This is a genomic window from Aromatoleum evansii, from assembly GCF_012910805.1.
GTDB classification, from domain to species: Bacteria; Pseudomonadota; Gammaproteobacteria; order Burkholderiales; family Rhodocyclaceae; genus Aromatoleum; species Aromatoleum evansii.
Window position 1 is genome coordinate 1 of sequence record NZ_WTVK01000319.1, and the last position, 382, is coordinate 382.

General features: G+C 70.4%; 1 protein-coding gene. It reads right to left on the bottom strand.

The genetic code is table 11. The features are described 5' to 3' along the window. On the bottom strand, positions 1-382 hold a 382-nt coding region (locus GO615_RS30165; RefSeq protein WP_211167460.1), incomplete at both ends, for a hypothetical protein.

Below are 382 nucleotides of genomic sequence, written 5' to 3' on the forward strand. Positions count from 1 at the left end.
TACCAGCCGAAGTTCGTGACGATCCACGACTGCATGTTCGTCAGCACCTCACCGGTGCCGTCGGGGAAGGCGACGCCGAGCACGGCCACCGCCAGGATGACGATGAGTGCCGGCCAGAAGACGCGTGGCGCGACTCCGCCCTTGCCGAGGCGCACGCCCTGGCGTCGCAACTTCTCTGCGATGACCTCGTCGTCGTCGTCCTCGGCGATCTGCGCGGCGTCAGACAGATCGGAGGGCAGCGGGTCCGACGACTCGCCCTCGTGGCGCGCCGCTTCCTCGGGTGTCTGCGGGGTTGCGGCCTCCGTCTCCGGCGCAGCGCTGTCGTCGGTGATCGCCGTTGCCGGGGTGGCGCCCGGCGGGCCGTCGGCCTTCGGTTCTTCGT